The sequence below is a fragment of the Dyella sp. CR10 genome, from assembly GCF_055814425.1.
The window spans coordinates 2123792-2142004 of sequence record NZ_CP185986.1 but is presented as its reverse complement, the minus strand read 5'-3'; the positions used below and the strand labels follow the sequence as shown (position 1 = coordinate 2142004).

Genomic DNA, 18213 nt, shown 5'->3' with positions numbered 1-18213 from the left:
CCGGCTCGCAGCAGCAGGACTATCCCGTACCGTCGCGCGCGGTTCGCGCGTGGCACCACATCAGCGGAGCACGGAGCATGGACACACTGCGTAAAGGCGACCAGGGGGCGCAGGTCACCCAGCTGCAGCAGCTGCTGACTCAGCGCGGCTATACCGCGCCCACGACTGGCGTCTTCGATACGCGCACCTGGCAGGCGGTGCGTGCCTTCCAGACGCAGAACCTGGATCAGCATGGCCAGCCGCTCGTGGTGGACGGGACCGTCGGGCCGCTGACCTGGTGGAGCCTGCAGAACCCGAAGCCGTCGATCGTCACGCCGACTGCCGTCGATTACCGCGTGATGCCTGCCACGGGCGGCAGCGCGCGCGGCAGGGCGGCGCTGGCGGCGGCCATCGTCGAGTTGAAGGCTGGCGCGGGCGAGCAAGGCGGCGATAACCGCGGTCCTTACGTGCGCAAGTACCTCGCGCCGGCCGGGCTGCCGGAGGGCAATCCCTGGTGCGCGGCCTTCGTGAGCTACTGCTATCTGCAAGGCGCCGGCGGCGATCAGGCATCCATGCCGTTCGCCTACGTGGCTAGCGCACGCTCCATGCTGGCCGAGTTCAAGCAGCAGGGCTGGGCCTCGATGCCGGGCGACGGCTACGCGCCGCAGCCGGGCGACATCGTGGTGTGGTGGCGGGTGAGCTTGGCCGGCTGGCTGGGTCATGTCGGCCTGGTGCACTCGGTGCAGGACGGCATGCTCTACACCATCGAAGGCAATCGCAGTCCTTCGGTGCAGGGCTTCTCCTATGTGCTGAGCCGCATGGACAAGCTGCTCGGCTACGGACACGTGCCATGAGCGGCTTCCCCGGTTCTCCGCGCATCCTCAAGGGTGGCCTGGTCTTGATCGACCCGGACACCTCGGCGGTACTGCGCGTGATCGCGCTGCAATACAACCCGGACTCCATCACGCGCTCGCTCCAGGTGCAGGCGATCAGCGCGGACGGCGGCGATCGCTCGGAAGTGCTGCGCCTGAAAGGCCCGCCGGTGGAAACCATCAAGCTGGAGGCGGAGATCGACGCCACCGACCAGCTGGAGTTTCCCGATCAGCATCGCGTCGCCACCCAGACGGGCGTGTTCGCTCAGCTCGCCGCGCTGGAGACGATGATCTATCCGACCAGCGCGCAGTTGAACGCCAACGATGCGATGTCGCAGGCGGGCACGCTGGAAATCATTCCGATGGAGACGCCGTTGGCGCTGTTCGTGTGGAGCCAGACACGCATCCTGCCGGTGCGCGTCACCGAGCTGAGCATCACTGAAGAGGCTTTCGATACCGCGCTCAATCCGATCCGCGCCAAGGTCAGCCTCGGCCTGCGCGTGCTGTCGGTGAACGACGTGCCGTCGGGGCACAAGGCGGCGAGCCTGTTCATGAGCTACCTGCAGAACAAGGAACGGCTGTCCGGCATGGCGCCGGCGATGCCGCTGTCCGCGCTGGGCATAACGGGGGTGCCGTGATGAGCGTCGTGTTTCCGCCGACCAGTCGCTATGCGTTGACTCCGACCGGCACGTTCGTGCGCGCCGACGGTGCGCCGGTGGTCTATCTCAAGCGCCGCTTCGTACCTGCGCCGGAAAATTTCTCGCTGCTGCAATGGCATCGCGTGGTGCAGGGCGAGCGGCTGGACAACATCGCCGCGCATTATCTGGGTGACCCTGAGCAGTTCTGGCGGCTGTGCGATGCCAACCGGGCGTTGCGTCCCGAAGAACTCACCGAGACGATCGGCCGCAAGCTGGCCATTACGTTGCCCGAGGGGATACCGGGGGTGCCGCGTGCTTAAGGGCGTGCACCTGACGCTGCTGGTCGGGCCCGTGGTGCCGGTGCCGGTGCCGCAAGCGGTGCTCGATGCGCTGACGCAGATCGAGGTGGTACAGCCCGACGAGGCGGCCGGCGCGTTCACGCTGCAATTCACCCTGAGCGTGCAATCGCCGTTGCATACCCTGTTCCTGTTGAGCGGTGGCGGCGTGGTGCCGTTGCTGCGGGTGATCGTGATCGCCACGGTGAACGGCACGCCGGAGGTGCTGATCGACGGCGTGGTGACCAAGACCGACATCACGCCGGGCGCTGACCAGCGCCATACGACCTTGCAGGTCAGCGGCGACGACCTGACCACGGTGATGCAGAAGCTCGAGTTCTCGGGGCTGCCCGGGTTGCCGTACCCCGCGATGCCGGCCGAGGCGATCGTGGCGCTGCTGCTGGCCAAGTACGCTTTTCTCGGCGTGGTGCCGCTGGTGATCCCGAGCATCGCCATCGATGTGCCGATTCCTACCGATCGCATTCCCACCCAGCAGGGCACGGACCTGGAGTACATCCGCCTGCTCGCCAGCCGCGTGGGCTACGTGTTCTACATCGAGCCCGGTCCCGCGCCGGGCATGAGCACCGCGTACTGGGGGCCGAAGATCAAGGTGGGCGTGCCGCAGCCGGCGCTGAATGCGGACATGGATGCGGCCAGCAATGTCGACAGCCTCAGCTTCAGCTACAACGGCAACGCGCGCAGCCTGCCCATCGTCTATATCCAGAATCCGCAGACCAAGATTCCGATTCCTATCCCGATCCCCGATATCGGGCCGCTCAATCCGCCGCTGGGCCTGATCGATCCGCCGCCGCAGAAGCTCAATCCGCTGCCGGAGACGGCCAAGTATTCGCCGGTGCGTGCCTTGCTGCTGGGCATGGCCGAAGCGGCCAAGTCCGCCGACACCGTCACCGGCAAGGGCAGCCTCGACGTGGCCCGCTACGGCCGCGTGCTGAAGGCGCGGCAGCTGGTCGGCGTGCGCGGCGTGGGGCCGGCGTTCGATGGCCTGCATTACGTGAGCGAGGTGCGCCACACGATCAAGCGCGGCGAGTACAAGCAGAGCTTCAGCCTGTCGCGCAAAGGCCTCATCTCCACCGTGCCGCGGGTGCCGTCATGAACAAGTACTACGGCAAGTACCGCGGCACCGTGTTGCAGAACGTCGATCCGGAGCAGCTCGGGCGCATCCAGGTGATGGTGCCGGATGTGTCAGGCCTGCTGCCGTCGAGCTGGGCGATGCCGTGCGTGCCGATTGCCGGCAAGCAGAGCGGCGTATACGTGGTGCCGCAGATCGGCGCCGGCGTGTGGGTCGAGTTCGAGCAGGGCGATCCGGATTATCCGATCTGGACCGGCGGCTTCTGGGGTATCGCGGCCGAGGTGCCGGCGCTCGCGCTGGCGGGCAATCCGGCCAGCCCCAGCGTGGTGTTGCAGTCGGGCTTGCAGAACACCATCGCGATCAGCGATCTGCCCGGGCCGACCGGCGGCATCCTGCTCAAGAGCACCACCGGCGCGATGATCATGGTCAACGACATCGGCATCACCATCTCCAACGGCAAGGGCGCCACCATCGTGCTGGCCGGGCCCACCGTCACCATCAACAACGGCGCGCTGGTCGTGACCTGAGGGAGATGCGAGCGATGCCCGGTTTCCTCATCCATGTCGGCGCCACGGTCCTGTGCTCGCACGGCGGGCAGGCGCAAGCCACCGTGCCGAATCCGCGGGTCACGGTCAGCGGGCAGCCGACCGTGGCCATGGCCGGGCCATGGGTGGTGGCCGGCTGTGCCTTTCCGCCGCCGCCCGCGGCCAACGGCCCTTGCGTCAGCGCGCAGTTCGTCAGCAGCGCGACGCGGGTCACTTCCAACGGACAGCCGCTGCTGTGTCTCGACAGTCAGGCCATCTGCGCGCCGACGGGGACGCCGCTGCTGATCGTCGCCAGCCAAGTGCGCGTCACCGCCATGTGAGGACGTCATGGACCCCGCGATCAATATCGACTTCCCGTTCGCTTTCGACCGCCGCGGCCGCGCCGCGCTCGCCGGCGAGGACGATCACGTGCGCGACATGATCGAGCAATTGCTGTTCACGCGCCCCGGCGAGCGCGTGAACCGGCCGGACTTCGGCAGCGGCCTGCTGCAGATGGTGTTCGCGCCGAACAGCCCGGAGATCGCCGCGGCACTGCACTTCACCTTGCAGGCGGCGCTGCAGCGCTATCTCGGCGATGTGATCAACGTGGGCTCCCTACAGGTCACCAGCAACGACTCGACCTTGCAGGTGGACCTGAGCTACACGGTGCTGGCCACCGGCGACGTGCGCACCGCCAGCATCAGCGGGAGCGCGACATGAGTATCGAGACCACGCCCGTCGTCGCGCCGATCGGCTGCGGCCTGCCGCCGTCCTGTGCCGTGGCGGCACGGCGCGAGCGTCTGCGCCTGGGCGGCCAGCTCAATGGCATCGACTTCGTGGAAGTCGGCGACGATGGCGTCACCTTGTGCGTGCACTTGTTCGGGCCGATCCCGGAGGGCATCGGCATCGCCAACGTGCGCGTGAGCGGTGGCGATCGCATCACCGGGCTGCGCGTGATCGCGGTCAGCCAGGAGGTCGAGCCGGAGATGCACGACGACGCCTGCCTGCGGGTGGTGCTGGATCGCGAGGGCGATCACTCGTCGTATTGCCTGTGCCTGGTGGATGCCGCCTCCGGCAACGACCCGGCCGGATGGATCGCTTATCCCGGCTTCGATCCGCGTTATGCCTGCGTGGCGCTGCGCTTCCGCCTCGACTGCCCCAAGGATATCGACTGCGCGGCGGGTGCGCCTTGCGTGGAGGCGCCGGAGCCGCCGCCGGAAATCAATTATCTGGCGAAGGATTACGCGAGCTTCCGCCAGCTGTTCCTCGACCGCATGGCGCTGGATTGCCCGGCCTGGCAGGAGCGTCATGTGCCGGACATCGGCATCGCCCTGGTGGAGACGCTGGCCTACACCGCGGATTACCTCAGCTATTACCAGGACGCCGTCGCTACCGAGGCTTACCTCGCCACTGCACGCCGGCGCATATCGGTGCGACGCCATGCGCGGCTCGTGGACTACCGCATGCACGAGGGCTGCAATGCCCGCGCGCTGGTGGCGCTGTCGCTGCCGGCGGGCGAGGTGACGCTCGATCTCGGGCAGCTGCTGTTGCTGGTGCCGCCGGCGGGCGAGTCCGAAGTGACGCCGGGTGGGTTGAACGCCGATCAGCTGGCCAAGGCGCGCGCGCAGGGCGCACTGGTGTTCGAGCCGATGGCGCTGGATGGCGCTGCTGCCATCACGGTCGTCGCGGCCAACAGCGCGATCCGCCTGCATACCTGGGGCGACGAGCTGTGCTGCCTGCCGCGGGGCAGTACGCAGGCGGTGCTGGTCGACGCGCCGCTGCCTGCGCCGCCCGCGACGGGCGATGGCGGAACGGCGCCCGCGGTTGATGCGGTGCGTGCGGCCGTCGCGGCGCAGCGAGCGCTCAAGCTGCAGGTCGGCGACCTGCTGATCTTCGAAGAGGTGCTGGGGCCGGCGACCGGCAATCCGGCGGATGCCAATCCGGAGCATCGCCATGCGGTGCGGCTGACCGCCGTGCAGCCCGGCGTCGATCCGCTCGACGGCACGCTGCTGTTGCAAGTGAGCTGGGACCCCTGCGATGCATTGCCGTTCGACCTTTGCCTGTCAGTGCGCAAGCCGTCGCCCGATTGCGCCTGGCTGCACGACGTGAGCCTGGCGCGCGGCAATGTCCTGCTGGTCGACCATGGCGATCATGTGGCGGGGCAGTGCGACTGCTCGGCACTGTGTGCGCCGCCGGGGCAGGGCGATGGCGACTACCCGGGGCTGGCGGTCGCCAGGGCGGCGATGCCGGACACCTGCCAACGCTGCGCGGCGCTCGCGGAAGACTGCTGGCTGGTGCCGGGCGCGACCGAATACGGCTGCTGCCGTTGCGAAGGTGCCGTGCTGGATGTGCTGCGTCCGCCGGCGGCGACCGGTCACGTATTGCCGGGCACGCCGCTGACCTGGGCCGAGCCGTTGCCCGGGCGCGCCAATGCGCCGGTATGCGAACTGCTGGCGCGCGATCCGCGCGCGGCGCTGCCGCAGCTCGATGTCTATGGTGGCGCGCTGGGCGACGTGCTCGTTGCGGGTATGCCGGGTGCGCAGTGGCGCTGGGTCTCCCGTCAGGATCTGCTGGAGAGCGGCCCGGACGATCGCCACTTCGTGGTCGAGATGGACGATGACGGCGCGGCGCATCTGCGCTTCGGCGACGGCGTGCTCGGTCGTCAGCCGCAGGCCGGCGACTTCTTCCGGGCGCGCATGCGCATCGGCAATGGCACCGCCGGCAATGTGGGGCGCGAAAGCATTGTATGGCTGGCGCTGCGCGACGGCGTGCCGCCCGATGGCCTAGTGCCGCGCAATCCGATGCCGGCCGGCGGCGGGCAGGCGGCCGAGACGCTGGCCGAAGTGAAGTTGTTCGCGCCCGGCGCGTTCCGTGCCCATCCGCTGCGCGCCATCGTCAGCGACGACTACGCCATGTTCGCCGCGGGCGAGCCCGGCGTGCAGGGCGCTGCCTGCACGATGGCGTGGAACGGCAGCTGGTACGAAGCCGACGTGGTGGTCGATCCGCTGGGTCGCGATACCTTGCCGCCGGCGCTTGCCCGGCGGATCCGGGGTGATCTGCAGCGGTACCGGCGCATCGGGCACGACGTCGCCGTGCGGGCGGCGCGCTACGTGCCATTGCGCATCGAACTGTTCGTTTGCGTGTTGCCGGATTTCCTGGTGGCGCACGTGGAAGCGGCCTTGATCGAGCGATTCAGCGCCGGCCTGCGCGGCGATGGTTCTCCGGGCTTCTTCCATCCCGACCGGCTTCGCCTGGGCGCGCCTGTCAGTGTTAGTGCCTTGATGGCGCAGGCGCAGTCGGTAGCCGGCGTGGCGCATGTCGAGGTGCGCGCGCTGGTGCGCCTGGACGGCAGCGCGGTGGACAGCGTGCCGGACGACGGCCTGCTGCACCTGGCGGCTACCGAGGTCGCCCAGGTCGACAACGACCCCGATCATCCCGATCGCGGCAGTATCGCTTTCAGCATGGGAGGTGGCCGATGAGTTGCTGCAGCGCCTGCGGCAAGCACGCCTGCGCCTGCGCCTGCGGATGCGGCGCGGGCACGCGCACGCCGCGTTCTCTCTATAACCGGCCCGGGCTGGACAGCCTCATCTATCGCGTCGGCACCTATGCGGACTTCCGCGCCACCATGCAGCTCGATCTCAGCGACGCGGCGCTGCCTGCGCTGGCGGGGCTGCGCACGCGGGAGCTGGACGATCCGTCGATGGCTCTGCTGGATGCCTGGGCGATCGGTGCAGATGTGCTGAGCTTCTATCAGGAGCGCATCGTCAACGAGGGCTACCTGCGCACCGCCACGGAGCGCTGCTCCGTGCTGCAACTCGGCCGCCTGGTCGATTACCGCCTGCGTCCCGGCGTGGCGGCCAGCGTCTACCTCGCCTACACCGTCGACGACAACTCGCCGACGGTGACCATTCCGGTTGGTGCCAAGGCGCAGTCGGTGCCGGCGCCGGGCGAGCAGATGCAGACCTTCGAGACGGCCGAGCCGCTGGAAGCGCGCAGTGCGTGGAATGGATTGAAGCCGCGGCTGAGCCGCCCGCAGGACATCACGGTGCAGACCATCGCGGGTCTGGGCGAACTGTGGATCGCCGGCAGCGGCAGTAATCTCAAGCAGGGCGACCGGCTGCTGTTCCTGTTCGGCGATTTGGCTACTGGCGTGCAGGCGATGCGTATCGTGCAGTCGGTGGAGCCGCAGGCGGCCGGGGATCGCAGCAGGATCGTGCTGCGGCCCATGGATCCGATCGCCGTGGCGCTGGTGCAGGCCGCCAATGTGGCGATCGATGCGCTGAATGCTTCCGGCGTCGGGCCCAATCATGACGAATGGCTCGGCGCGGTGACGTGGGTGCGCAAGCTGCTGCTGTTCGGCGGCGATCAGACCGACAGCTACGACACCTTGATGAAGCCGCCCTTCGGCAACGACGATCCGTCGCCCGGGCCGCCGGCGGCCGATGCCTTCGCGAAGGCTGCACAGGCGGCCTTCGGCAATGGGTCGGATGGGAATGGCGGTTTCCCGCCGTCGTTCTCCACCTTGTTCGACGCCCTGACCTTGTCGCCGACGGTGCAGCCGGCGAACAGTTTCCTGCTCGCGCGCAATGCGGCGGTGGCCCTGGGCATCGCCAGCGATGCGCGGCCGCAGTTGCTGCTGAATTTCGAGGCGCGGCTGCGGGATACCTTCTACGGTGCGTGGACCAGCGTGCCCAACGGCGTGCCGTCGCCGCAGCTCAGCGGGGTGTTCGCGCTGCGCCTGGCCGCGCCGATGTTTGGCTACAACGCGGTAATCCCGATGGGGCTGGCGGTCAATACGGACAGCGCCACCAAGGGCGCGATTCCTTATGTCTCGGTACCCGGCAACGACTGGGCGCCGAGCGAGACCCCCGACGTGGTGCAGCTCGACAACGCCTACGACGGCATCGCCGCGGAGAGTTATCTGATGATCGCGCCGCAGCGTCAGGATCAGCTGCCGTTCGTCGCCCAGGCCCGGAGCGTGAAAATCCATCCGCGCACGGCCTACGGCATCAGTGGCAAGACCACGCAGGTCGCCCTGGTCAATCCGGGCAGCGAGCCGCTGTGGGATGTGAGCGGCGATACGGATATCGGCAGGCTGCGCAACACGCAGGTGTTCGCGCAGAGCGATGCGCTGACCCTGGCCGATCAAACGATCACCGATGATGTCGGCGATGTTGTCGCCCCTGCCGTCCCGACCGATGGCCCGACACGGCTCACCCTGGATGCGCCCGTCGACGGGCTCAAGCCGGGGCGATGGGTGATCGTGGAGGGCGAGCGCGCCGACGTGCCGGCGGACAATCCGGTGATCTCTGCCGAGCTGGTGATGCTGGCCGCGGTGGAGCAGGGCGCGGACGCGAATCTGTCCGGCGACACCGTGCACAGTACGCTGGTGTTCGCCAACAAGGGCCTGGCCTACAGCTACCGGCGCGATACCGTGAAGGTCTACGCCAACGTGGTTCGCGCGACCAACGGCGAGACCCGCAACGAGGTGCTCGGTTACGGCAACGGCGCCACGCCGTTGCAGCGCTTCTCGCTGAAACAGTCGCCGCTGACCTATGTTTCCGCCGCCACCGTCGATGGGGTGCAGAGCACGCTGGCCGTGATGGTCAACGGCGTGCAGTGGCATGAGGTGCGCAATCTCGCCTTCGTCGACGGCAATCAGCGCAGCTTCGTCACCGCCACCGACGACAGCGGCAAGACCAGCGTGACCTTCGGCGACGGCACGCATGGCGCGCGTCTGCCCACGGGTGTGGAGAACGTCGCGGCCGTATACCGCAACGGCATCGGCACGCCGGGCAATGTAAAGGCCGGGCAGATCAGCCTGCTCACGACCAAGCCGTTGGGCGTGAAGACCGTGATCAATCCGCTGCGGGCTTCCGGTGGCGCGGACGCGGAGACGCGCGACCAGGCGCGTGCCAATGTGCCGCTGGCGGTGCTGGCGCTGGATCGGCTGGTATCGATCACCGACTACGCCGACTTCGCGCGCACCTTCGGCGGCGTGGGCAAGGCCGCGGCGATCAAGCTGGGCAACCAGGTGCGGGTCACCATCGCCGGCGCGGCGGACGCCCCGGTGGACGCCACCTCCGATCTGTACCGCAATCTGTTGCAGGCGTTGCAGCGCTACGGCGACCCGGCGTTGCCGGTAAGCCTGGACGTGCGCGAGCTGCTGGCGCTCACGCTCAGCGCGAAGGTCGGGCTGGTGCCGGATGTGACCTGGGAGGCGGTCGAGCCTCAGGTGCGCGCGGCGCTGCTCGGGCGTTTCGGTTTCGAACGACGCGGCTTGGCGCAGAACGTCTATCTGAGCGAAATCGTCGCCTGCATCCAGTCGGTGCGGGGCGTGGCCTGGGTGGATGCGGACGTGTTCGGTCACCTGGACGAGGCGACCATCCTGGCTGGCTTCGGCATGGGTGGCGAAGAAAACGGCGACAAGGGTGATGGCAGCGTGTCTTTCGCTGGCGTCGCGCGGATCAATACGGTGAGCCATGCCTGCGGACAGACGGCGGTAAACCAGCGCGTGCAGGCGCTGCCGGCGCGCTATGACGATGACGGGCTGCCGCTGCCGGCGCAGATCGCCTGCTTCGTGCCCACCGTGCCCGACACGCTGCTGCTGCAGGAGGCCAGGCCATGAGCGCCAGTCCCGATCGCCTGTACGAACTGATGCCCGTGGTGTACCGCATGCGGGATGCGGACCAGGGCTATCCGCTGCGCGATTTTCTGCGCGTGCTGTCCCGCCAGGTCGACGTGGTGGAGCAGGATATCGCGCGCCTGTACGACAACTGGTTCATCGAAACCTGCGACGACTGGGTGGTGCCGTACATCGGCGACCTGCTGGGCTATTCGCTGTTGCCCGAGGCGGCGGCGCTGGGTGACGAGGGCGCGCGCGCCGCGCGCCTGGGTCGCGTGCTGGCGCCGCGCGCAGATGTGGCGAACACCATCGACGCCCGCCGTCGCAAGGGCACGCTGTCGCTGCTGGAGGATCTGGCGCGCGATGCCGCCGGCTGGCCGGCGCGCGCCGTGGAGTTCTATCGCCGGCTGGGCTGGACGCAGCATCTCGATCACCAGCACCCGCATCGCGGCGGCACGGCCGATCTGCGCGATCCCGGGGTGATGCAGCGCATCGCCTGGGCCGATGGCGCATTCGATCCGCTGGCGCACAGCGTCGACGTGCGCCGCCTCGGCAGCCGGCATCAGCCGGGGCGCTACGGCATTCCGGATGTGGGGCTGTTCGGCTTTCGCCTGCGCAGCTACCCGGTCACCGTTACACCGGCCTATTGCCTGGAAGAGCGCGGCCCGCAGTGCTTCAGCTTCAGCGTGCTGGGCAACGACACGCCGCTGTTCCAGCGGCCGGAAGCGGAACAGCGGCCGACTCATATCGCGCAGGAGCACAACCTGCCAGTGCCGCTGCGGCGCTACCGCTTCGCCGAACGCGGCCCACAGGCCGACTACGCCACGGTGTCGCCGGCTTTGTACGGGCAGGACAAGAGCGTGCTGATCTACGCACCCGACTGGCCGGCCAAGGGGCAGGGCATGCCGGTGCCGATCGATGCGCTGATTCCCGCCGACCTGTCGGCCTGGCGCTACCAGGTGCCGCGCGGCCGGGTGGCGGTCGATCCGGAGACGGGGCGGCTGCTGTTTCCTGCCAGCCAGCGGCCCAGGCGTGGCGTGTGGGTGTCGTACAACTACGGCTTCGCGGCGAATCTGGGTGGCGGCGAGTACGCACGCCTGGTGCCGGAGCTGGAAAACGCCACGCGCTACATCGTGCATGCGCCGTTGCCGTCAGCTGGCACGGCACCGTTGCCGCCCGGGCAGTTCAACAGCATTGCCGATGCGCTCGGCGCATGGGCGCAAGCCAGGGCGGCCGATTCGTCATTGCGCGCGCTGATCATCGAATTGGCGGAAAGCGGTATCTACGAAGGCAGTGTCGATCTGCAGCTGGACGCGGGCGAGGCGATCCAGATCCGTGCGGCCGAACGGACGCGGCCGATCCTGCGCCTGCTCGACGTGCGCGCCAGCCAGCCGGATGCGCTGACCATCGGCGGCGGTGCCGGCAGCCGCGTGCTGCTCGACGGGCTGATGATCGTCGGGCGCGGCGTGGAAATACACGGCGCGGACGATACGGATGGCGGAGCGCAGCCGGACCTGTGCGAACTTGTGATCCGGCATTGCACGCTGGTGCCCGGCTGGGCGCTGCAGTGCGATTGCGATCCGAAGCGCCCCGGCGAACCCAGCGTGACGCTGGACGGCACGCGTGCCTCGCTGCGCATCGAACAGAGCATCGTCGGTGCTATCTCAGTGGTCAGTCCGGCGCGGCGCGGGGAGCCGCCGGCCCTGGACATTTGCGACAGCGTCGTCGATGCCACCGGTGCGGAGCGCACGGCGCTCGGCGCACCTGACGAGGCGGTGGCCTATGTCGAGGCCAGCTTCAGGCGCTGCACGGTGATCGGCCAGGTGCAGGCGCACAGCATCCATCTGGCCGAGGATTGCATCTTCACCAGTGCGGTGCGCGTATTGCGCCGCCAGTCCGGCTGTGTGCGCTTCTGCTACGTACCGCCGGGCTCGCGCACGCCGCAGCGCTTCCATTGCCAGCCCGATCTGGCGCTGTCCGCCGTGCTCGAGGCGCAGCGGCCGCAGGAAGTGCTGCGCGTGGTACCGCAGTTCCTCAGCCTGCGCTATGGCACGCCGGACTACGCCCGCCTGGACGACGACGCCTGCGTCGAGATCCGCACGGGCGCTTCCGATCAGTCGGCGATGGGCGTGTATCACGATCTGTACGAACCGCAGCGCGCGGCGAACCTCGCATGGCGGCTGCAGGAATACACGCCCGCAGATACCGATGCCGGCATTCTTTTCGCGAGTTAGGAGATCGACCATGAAAGGCGATTTTGCGCGGGTCACCTTCGACCCGGCACGACACTACAGCCGGGTGATGCAGCAGCAGGGAAGGGTGTCGCTGGAGGCGGACTGGAACGAGCAGGCCGGCATCCAGCTGTTCCTGCTGCGCACGATGATCGCGGACCTGGTGGGGCCTTGCTGGGCGCCAGGCCAGGGCTTCGCCATCACCACGCAGTCACAGGTTGCCAACTGGCAGCTGGCGCGCGGGCACTTCTACGTGGATGGCATCCTTTGCCAGAACGAGGACGTGTGCACGCTGGGAAGCCAGCCTTATGCGCCGGCGCCCGCGGATGCCGGCGGCGACTGGACGCATCCGCCGGCCAGTTTTGCGTTGTGGCTGGACGTGTGGGAGCGCCATCTTTCCGCGATCGAGGCGCCGGAGATCGCCGATCCGGCCTTGAATGGCGTGGACACCGCGTCGCGCGCGCAGACCGTGTGGCAGGTGCGCCTGCTGGATCTCGATCCCGCGACGCTCACGGCAACGCTGGATGCGGTGACGGCCGCGTTGAAGCTGCGTCTGCAGGCGGCGGTCAAACAGGCCGATCAGGATGCCATCAACCAGCAGATCGCCGAAGTCGCTCAGCTGCACGACCGCATCGCCGCCGGCAATCTGTCTGCCAATGGCAATCCCTGTCCCACGCTGCGCCAGGTGCTTGGCTCCCGGGCAACTTATGCATGGCCGGCGCTGACGGCCCGGCTCGGTCCGGTGGTGTCCGACAACGACCCTTGCGTGATCGCCGCCGACGCGCGCTATCGCGGCTGCGAAAACCAGCTGTATCGCGTGGAGATCCACCAGGGCGGCGCAGCGGGCGCGCTGGATGCGCCGTCCGGGACCAACTTCAAATGGTCGCGCGAGAACGGCTCGGTGATCTTCCCCCTCATCAGCGCCGACAGCACGCCGCAGAGCGACGGCAGTGCGCAGCTGGCGGTAACGGTCGGCATACTCGGACACGACCAGCGCCTCGGGCTGGCGGTGAACGACTGGGTGGAGCTGGTCGACGACGACTACACCCTGGCGCAGCGCGCCGCGTCATTGCTGCAAGTGATGGCGATCGACGTGGCGCAGAGGGTGGTGACGCTGAGCGTGCCGAAGAACGTCACGCCCTATGCGGTCAGCAACGATCCGGCCAGGCATCCCTTGCTGCGTCGCTGGGATCAGAGCGGCAGTCTCGATGCGCAGGGTTGCGTGCCGCTGGTGGAAGGCCAGACCTTCGAGCTGGAAGACGGCGTGCAGGTCACCTTCCAGCCGGGCGGCATCTACGCCAATGGCGATTACTGGGTGATTCCTGCGCGCGTGGCCGGCAACGGCATGCTGGACTGGCCGCAGGCTCCGGACGGCACGCCGGCGGCGGTGCTCTCCAGCGGCATGCATCACCAGACGGCGCTTGGCGTTTTCGGTGCGCAGGGTGATTACAACGAATGCTGCTGTCGCTTCGATTCGCTCTGCTCGCTGATGAGAAATGCCGACAGGGGAGTCGTCAATAATCTCGACGTTCAGCCGGCGAAGGTGCTCAAGCCTGCGGCGAAGAAGGCGGGCGGCGCGCAAGCCGCCAAGGGGAAGCCCTAGGTCGATGGCGGTTGCTGGGTGTGGCGCGCCATTCCGGCTGCTCCCGTGGTGGCGATGCGGGGCTGCGCGACGAGCTTACGGGTCCGCGGGCGTCTTCAGGGCATGGCGCAGCGAGGCCGACAGTTGTTCGATGCGGTACGGCTTGCGCAGCAGTTCCACGCCTTGCGACGAGAGGTCTCTCGCATCGAGCGAGCCGCGCTCGTAGCCGGAGGTCAGCAGTACCGGCAAGCCCGGGCGCATGTCGCGCGCGGCCTTGGCCAGTTCGGCGCCGGTCATGCCGTTGCCCAGGACGACATCCGAGAACAGCAGGTCGATATCCGGATGCGCTTCGAGCAGGGCGAGTGCCTCCGCGGCGCTGCCGGATTCGCGCGTGGCGTAACCCAGCGAGCGCAGGAAGGCGAGCGCGATGCCGCGCACTTCCGGTTCATCTTCCACCACCAGGATGGTTTCCCGGCCTTGCCGTACCGGCGTCGCGGCGGCGGACGGTTCGCGCGGGGCGGCGTGTTCCCAGGCCGGAAAATGCAGGCTTACGCGCGTGCCGTAGCCGAGCTGGCTGTCGATGCTCAGGTGGCCGCCCGATTGCTTGACGAAGCCATACACCATGCTCAGGCCCAGGCCGCTGCCCTTGCCGGCTTCCTTGGTGGTGAAGAAAGGCTCCAGCGCACGCGCCTGAACCTCGGGCGCCATGCCCATGCCGGTGTCCGCGACGCGGAAGACCACATATGTGCCGGCGGACATCTTCGGGGTGGCCTGGGCTTCGTCGATGTGATCCAGGTGGACCGACAGCGTCAGCTGGCCACCGCGGGGCATGGCGTCGCGCGCATTGACCGCGAGATTGATCAGCGCGGTGTCGAATTCGGCCGGGTCCACGTGGATCGATGGCGCATCGCGCGGGCATTCGGTGATGACGCGGATACGCTCGCCGAGCGTGCGCGCCAGCATCTCCCGCAGGTCGTCCAGCGCCTGCGCGGGATGCACGGGGCGCGGCAAGAGGCGGCGACGGCTGGCAAAAGACAGCAGCTTGCTGGTCAGGGTGGCGCAGCGGTCGGCTGCGCGCGTCGCGCTTTCCACGATTTCGCTCTCCGGCGAGGCGGGTGGAAGCGACATGGTCAGCAGCTGCAGGTTGCCGGAAATCACCGTCAGCATGTTGTTGAAATCGTGCGCGATGCCGCCGGTGAGCTGGCCGATCGCATCCAGTCGCTGCGCATGCGAGAGCTGCTCTTCGCTGCGGCTGCGCTGGACCGCCGCGGCCAGCATGTTCGCGACCGACTGCAGGAAATGCAGCAGGTCATGGCCGAAGCTGTCCGCCTCGCGCGCGGGCACGACCAGCAGGCCCATCGGGCCGTAGCGGTCAGGCAGCGGGACGATCGCGGCGTCGCGGAAATCCGTGCCCTTGAGCAGGGCGGTGGCGTCATCGGCGGAGCGCGAGAGCACCGTGGGGCCTTCCTCGGCGCGCGCCGGCGACGTCGTCCACGGGGCGCGGGAAAGGCGCCGGGTCAGGCTGCGCGCCAGCCGGTCGGGCAGGCCGATGGCTGCGCGCACGTGCAGGTCCGTGTCGTGCGCGTCGCGGAAAAGAATCAGTGCCGCCTCGGTATGGAGCGCTGTAGCGACCAGCGTCGCGATGCTATCCACCGCCGCATCGAGGTTCGGCGATTCGAGCAGGAGGCGGCTGGCCTGGGCGAGGAAGGCGTCGTAACGCGCACGCGCCAGCGCCTGTCGTGCGCGCTGCGTTTCGGAGATGTCGCGAATGGAGGCGGCGAACAGCGTGTGCTGGCCGTCCTGGATCGGGCTCAGGCCGATTTCCACCGGGAACGGCTGGCCGTTGCGGCGAACGCCGGTCAGCTCATAACCGGCGCCCATCGGCCGCACGCGCGGGGTGGACATGTAGCGGGCGCGGTGCTGGGTGTGCATCTGGCGCACCTGCTCGGGCAGCAGGGCTTCCACCGGCAGGCCGCGCAGCTCGCCCTCGCCGTAGCCGAACAGGCGGTCGGCCTGCGGGTTGGCCAGCACGATCACGCCATCGTGACCGACCACGATCATGGCGTCCGGCGCGGTGTCGAACAGTGCCTTGAACAGATCCGCTCCGGCGGGCTTGTCGCGCGAGTCGTTCATGGGCGGCGCACCTGGCCGGTGAACATGTACCCGGCGCCCCGCACCGCCTTGAACAGAGGCGGGCGGTCGGCAGAGGCATCGATCTTGCGGCGCAGCCGGCTCAGCTGCACGTCGATCGCGCGGTCGAACGGACCGATGTCGCGGCCATGGATGCGGCTCATGATGTCGTTGCGCGACAGCACCCGGTTGGGGTGGTCGAGGAACAGGCACAGCAGGTCGTACTCGCCGGTGGTCAGCGGGACATCCCTGCCGTCGGCGTCGAACAGCGCGCGGGCCGCCGGATCGAGCCGGTAGCCGGCGAATTCCAGGATCCCGGACGGCGGTGCGGCGGGTGGTTCGTCTGCTGCTTTTCCGGACGAGCGCCGCAGCACGCTGCGCACGCGCGCCAGCAGTTCGCGCAGGTCGAAGGGCTTGGTGATGTAGTCGTCCGCGCCCAGCTCCAGGCCGACCACGCGATCGACCGACTCGCCGCGGCCCGAGACGATGATGACCGGTCCGCGCCAGTGTTCGTGCAGGTAACGGGTGAGGGCGAAGCCATCTTCCCCGGGCAGGCCGAGGTCCAGCAGGATCAGGTCCACCGGGCCTTCGGCCAGGGCCTGGCGGAGCATGGCGCCATTGGCGGCGACACCCACCTGGAAGCCCTGGCTGGAAAAATAGCGGCTGACCAGCAGTGCGATCTCGCTGTCGTCCTCGACGACCAGCAGGCGAACGGACGGCGGCTCCGCGGAGGGACTGGTGCGCATGCGATCCTCGGTGGACGGGCGCTCCGTGCCTGAACGGCTCGTGGCGTGGCGAAAGAGTACATCTGTCCGGACTTGCGCGTTAATCCCGGCCGCCACCCCGCGCATGGCTGCAGGAATTCACACTTGATTGGCATCAACATGGCCCATGCGGGCTTCGCGTAGATCAATGCCATGCCATCCGACACCTATCCGCCCATCGACACCGCCACGGCCCGCACCCCGCCGCGCCACTGGCTGCGCCGCCTCGGCGCCGGCCTGATTACCGGTGCCGCGGACGACGACCCCAGCGGCATCGCCACCTATTCGCAGGCCGGCGCCCAGTTCGGCTACGGCGCGCTATGGACCACGCTGTTCACGCTGCCGCTGATGATCGGTATCCAGACGGTGAGCGCGCACATCGGCCGCGTCACCGGCCGTGGCCTGGCGGCGAACATGCGGCGGCATTTCCCCCGGCCCGCCTTGATCGCGCTGGTATCGCTGCTGCTGGCGGCGAACATCGTCAACCTGGCCGCCGACATCGGCGCCATGGGCGCGGCGCTGCGCCTGCTGCTGGGCGGGCCGCCGGTGCTGTACGCACTGGCCTTCGCAGCGCTGTCGCTGCTGCTGGAGGTGGTGATTCCTTTCCCGCGCTACGCGCCGCTGCTGAAGCTGATGACCTTGAGCCTGTTCGCCTACGTGGCGACGGTCTTCGTGATCGACGTGCCGTGGGGCGAGGTGTGGCGGTCGCTGGTGCCGCGCGGCTGGCCGTGGCACGACTATCTGGTGACGGTGGTGGCGGTGTTCGGCACCACGATCAGCCCGTACCTGTTCTTCTGGCAGGCCTCGGAAGAGGCGGAAGAGGAGGAGGCGGATGCCGCCCAGTCGCCGCTGGTGACGGCGCCGGAGCAGGCCGATGAGGCCTTCGCGCGTATCCGCTTCGACACCGACGTGGGCATGATCTACTCCAACGTGGTGGCGTTCTTCATCATGCTCACCGCCGGCGCCGTGCTGCATGCGCATGGCGTCACCCACATCGATACCGCCGCCGACGCGGCCGGTGCGTTGCAGCCGCTGGCCGGCCCCTTCGCCGCCACGCTGTTCGCCATGGGTATTGTCGGTACAGGCCTGCTGGCCGTGCCGGTGCTGGCGGGCTCGGCGGCCTATGCGGTGGCCGAAGCGTTCGACGTGAAGGCCGGGCTGGGCAACAAGCCCGGGGATGCGCGCGTGTTCTATCTGATCATCGCCGGGTCGACCGTGCTCGGCGCGATCCTCAGTGTGTCGCGCATCGATCCGATCCGCATGCTGTTCTGGGCGGCGGTGATCAATGGCGTGATCTCGGTGCCGTTGATGATCGGCATCATGCTGATCGCCACGCGCGAAACCGTCATGGGCGCGTTCCGCATCACCGGCTCGCTGCGCTGGCTGGGCTGGCTGGCGACGCTGGCGATGGCCGTCGTGGTGGCGGGGATGCTGCTCTGAGGG

14 protein-coding genes are annotated in these 18213 nt (G+C 68.5%); 12 read left to right on the top strand and 2 right to left on the bottom strand.

The features are described 5' to 3' along the window. Positions 1–77: 77 nt before the first annotated feature. The 11 genes from ACNR9O_RS09500 to ACNR9O_RS09450 are packed head-to-tail and all read left to right on the top strand — an operon-like array spanning position 78 to position 13897. The gene (locus tag ACNR9O_RS09500) at positions 78–833 is read left to right on the top strand and encodes a CHAP domain-containing protein (RefSeq protein ID WP_473681182.1); all 756 of its coding nucleotides are present in this window, start codon (positions 78–80) and stop codon (positions 831–833) included. After that, positions 830–1489: a hypothetical protein gene (locus tag ACNR9O_RS09495; protein WP_473681184.1), complete on the top strand. Its 660-nt coding sequence runs from the start codon at positions 830–832 to the stop codon at positions 1487–1489. The genes ACNR9O_RS09500 and ACNR9O_RS09495 overlap by 4 nt, the downstream gene beginning before the upstream one ends. Further along, positions 1489–1809 carry a LysM peptidoglycan-binding domain-containing protein gene (locus ACNR9O_RS09490; protein WP_473681185.1) on the top strand — a complete coding sequence of 107 codons (321 nt, stop codon included), beginning with the start codon at positions 1489–1491 and terminating at the stop codon, positions 1807–1809. Before ACNR9O_RS09495 ends, ACNR9O_RS09490 begins: the two co-directional genes overlap by 1 nt. Continuing rightward, positions 1802–2938, top strand: coding sequence for a hypothetical protein (locus tag ACNR9O_RS09485; protein ID WP_473681187.1), 1137 nt, complete (start codon positions 1802–1804; stop codon positions 2936–2938). Before ACNR9O_RS09490 ends, ACNR9O_RS09485 begins: the two co-directional genes overlap by 8 nt. After that, the gene (locus ACNR9O_RS09480; RefSeq protein WP_473681189.1) at positions 2935–3441 is read left to right on the top strand and encodes a phage baseplate assembly protein V; all 507 of its coding nucleotides are present in this window, start codon (positions 2935–2937) and stop codon (positions 3439–3441) included. The genes ACNR9O_RS09485 and ACNR9O_RS09480 overlap by 4 nt, the downstream gene beginning before the upstream one ends. Before the next feature lie 14 nt (positions 3442–3455). Further along, positions 3456–3779 (top strand): hypothetical protein, encoded by a 324-nt coding sequence (locus ACNR9O_RS09475; RefSeq protein ID WP_473681191.1) that lies wholly within the window; start codon positions 3456–3458, stop codon positions 3777–3779. A gap of 7 nt (positions 3780–3786) precedes the next feature. Then, positions 3787–4158 carry a GPW/gp25 family protein gene (locus ACNR9O_RS09470; protein ID WP_473681193.1) on the top strand — a complete coding sequence of 124 codons (372 nt, stop codon included), beginning with the start codon at positions 3787–3789 and terminating at the stop codon, positions 4156–4158. Beyond that, positions 4155–6917, top strand: coding sequence for a putative baseplate assembly protein (locus tag ACNR9O_RS09465; RefSeq protein WP_473681195.1), 2763 nt, complete (start codon positions 4155–4157; stop codon positions 6915–6917). The genes ACNR9O_RS09470 and ACNR9O_RS09465 overlap by 4 nt, the downstream gene beginning before the upstream one ends. After that, positions 6914–10066 (top strand): putative baseplate assembly protein, encoded by a 3153-nt coding sequence (locus tag ACNR9O_RS09460; RefSeq protein WP_473681197.1) that lies wholly within the window; start codon positions 6914–6916, stop codon positions 10064–10066. The genes ACNR9O_RS09465 and ACNR9O_RS09460 overlap by 4 nt, the downstream gene beginning before the upstream one ends. Next, positions 10063–12297, top strand: a complete 2235-nt coding sequence (locus ACNR9O_RS09455) for a hypothetical protein (protein ID WP_473681199.1) — start codon at positions 10063–10065, stop codon at positions 12295–12297. The genes ACNR9O_RS09460 and ACNR9O_RS09455 overlap by 4 nt, the downstream gene beginning before the upstream one ends. A gap of 10 nt (positions 12298–12307) precedes the next feature. After that, complete coding sequence (locus ACNR9O_RS09450) at positions 12308–13897, top strand: DUF6519 domain-containing protein (RefSeq protein ID WP_473681201.1); 1590 nt, start codon at positions 12308–12310, stop codon at positions 13895–13897. Between the two features lie 75 nt (positions 13898–13972). Here ACNR9O_RS09450 and ACNR9O_RS09445 read toward each other — a convergent pair whose 3' ends face one another. Next, positions 13973–16009 (bottom strand): PAS domain S-box protein, encoded by a 2037-nt coding sequence (locus ACNR9O_RS09445; protein WP_473681203.1) that lies wholly within the window; start codon positions 16007–16009, stop codon positions 13973–13975. After that, positions 16006–16752 (bottom strand): response regulator, encoded by a 747-nt coding sequence (locus tag ACNR9O_RS09440; protein ID WP_473681205.1) that lies wholly within the window; start codon positions 16750–16752, stop codon positions 16006–16008. The genes ACNR9O_RS09445 and ACNR9O_RS09440 overlap by 4 nt, the downstream gene beginning before the upstream one ends. Positions 16753–16923: 171 nt before the next feature. On the opposite strand from ACNR9O_RS09440, the gene ACNR9O_RS09435 reads away from it, so the two are divergent. Beyond that, complete coding sequence (locus tag ACNR9O_RS09435; protein WP_473681208.1) at positions 16924–18210, top strand: NRAMP family divalent metal transporter; 1287 nt, start codon at positions 16924–16926, stop codon at positions 18208–18210. Positions 18211–18213: the final 3 nt, after the last annotated feature.

Bases quoted from the DNA above. Each gene is read 5' to 3' on its own strand.
- ACNR9O_RS09500 (WP_473681182.1), top strand. From the start codon at position 78: ATGGACACACTGCGTAAAGGCGACCAGGGGGCGCAGGTCACCCAGCTG.
- ACNR9O_RS09495 (WP_473681184.1), top strand. From the start codon at position 830: ATGAGCGGCTTCCCCGGTTCTCCGCGCATCCTCAAGGGTGGCCTGGTC.
- ACNR9O_RS09490 (WP_473681185.1), top strand. From the start codon at position 1,489: ATGAGCGTCGTGTTTCCGCCGACCAGTCGCTATGCGTTGACTCCGACC.
- ACNR9O_RS09480 (WP_473681189.1), top strand. From the start codon at position 2,935: ATGAACAAGTACTACGGCAAGTACCGCGGCACCGTGTTGCAGAACGTC.
- ACNR9O_RS09475 (WP_473681191.1), top strand. From the start codon at position 3,456: ATGCCCGGTTTCCTCATCCATGTCGGCGCCACGGTCCTGTGCTCGCAC.
- ACNR9O_RS09470 (WP_473681193.1), top strand. From the start codon at position 3,787: ATGGACCCCGCGATCAATATCGACTTCCCGTTCGCTTTCGACCGCCGC.
- ACNR9O_RS09465 (WP_473681195.1), top strand. From the start codon at position 4,155: ATGAGTATCGAGACCACGCCCGTCGTCGCGCCGATCGGCTGCGGCCTG.
- ACNR9O_RS09460 (WP_473681197.1), top strand. From the start codon at position 6,914: ATGAGTTGCTGCAGCGCCTGCGGCAAGCACGCCTGCGCCTGCGCCTGC.
- ACNR9O_RS09455 (WP_473681199.1), top strand. From the start codon at position 10,063: ATGAGCGCCAGTCCCGATCGCCTGTACGAACTGATGCCCGTGGTGTAC.
- ACNR9O_RS09450 (WP_473681201.1), top strand. From the start codon at position 12,308: ATGAAAGGCGATTTTGCGCGGGTCACCTTCGACCCGGCACGACACTAC.
- ACNR9O_RS09445 (WP_473681203.1), bottom strand. From the start codon at position 16,009: ATGAACGACTCGCGCGACAAGCCCGCCGGAGCGGATCTGTTCAAGGCA.
- ACNR9O_RS09440 (WP_473681205.1), bottom strand. From the start codon at position 16,752: ATGCGCACCAGTCCCTCCGCGGAGCCGCCGTCCGTTCGCCTGCTGGTC.
- ACNR9O_RS09435 (WP_473681208.1), top strand. From the start codon at position 16,924: ATGCCATCCGACACCTATCCGCCCATCGACACCGCCACGGCCCGCACC.